Source organism: Streptomyces flaveolus (genome assembly GCF_000716535.1).
GTDB lineage: Bacteria > Actinomycetota > Actinomycetes > Streptomycetales > Streptomycetaceae > Streptomyces > Streptomyces flaveolus_A.
Genome location: NZ_JNWV01000136.1, coordinates 1 through 901 on the forward strand (window position 1 = coordinate 1; position 901 = coordinate 901).

At 68.7% G+C, this 901-nt stretch carries 1 pseudogene; it reads left to right on the top strand.

From position 1 onward, the window contains the following. Positions 1–48: 48 nt before the first annotated feature. A pseudogene (locus tag OO52_RS49335) lies at positions 49–878 on the top strand (IS5 family transposase). The last annotated feature ends 23 nt before the right edge of the window (positions 879–901 follow it).

A 901-nucleotide genomic window follows, 5' to 3' on the forward strand; every position in this document is an offset into this window, starting at 1 on the left:
CTAGGCAGTGTCTTCAAATGATCTTGAGTGGTGGATCATGGACGGGTGATACGTCGCCATGAACTGTCCGATGCCGAGTGGGAGTTCGTCCGGCCGTTGCTGCCCGTGTCGTCGCGGGGGCGCAAGCGGCTGGATGACCGCAGGGTCCTCAACGGGATCGTGTGGAAGTTCCGTACCGGGACGGCCTGGCGGGATGTGCCCGAGCGGTACGGGCCGTGGGCCACGCTGCACACCCGTTTTCGCCGGTGGGCGGCGGACGGCACGTTCGAACGGATGCTCCGCGCCGCCCAGTCCCGGGCCGACGCCGTCGGTGACATCGACTGGCTGGTGTCGGTCGACTCCACCATCGTCCGCGCCCACCAGCATGCCGCCGGCGCTCGAAAAGGGGGCTCCGCAGCCCAGCTCTCGGGCGCTCCCGAGGCGGCCTGACCAGCAAGATTCACCTGGCCTGCGACGGTGCCGGCCGCCCGCTCGCCTTCATCGTCACGGGCGGCAACACCAACGACTGCACCCAGTTCTCCGCCGTGATGGAGGCGATCCGGGTGCCCCGCACCGGCCCGGGGCGGCCCCGGGTGCGGCCCTCGCACGTCCTGGGCGACAAGGGCTACAGCTCCAGGGCGATACGCAGCTGGCTGCGTCGGCGCGGGATCAGCCACACCATTCCCGAGCGAGCCGATCAGGTCCGCAACCGGCTGAACCGCGGCAGCCGTGGCGGACGGCCCCCGGCCTTCGACCGCGACACCTACAAGCGGCGCAACGTGGTGGAACGGTGCTTCAACAAGCTGAAGCAGTGGCGCGGCATCGCCACCCGGTACGACAAGACCACCGAGTCCTACCAAGCAGCCATCACCCTCGCATCGCTCCTGATGTGGGCGTGACATTTGACGACAGAACCTAGGGC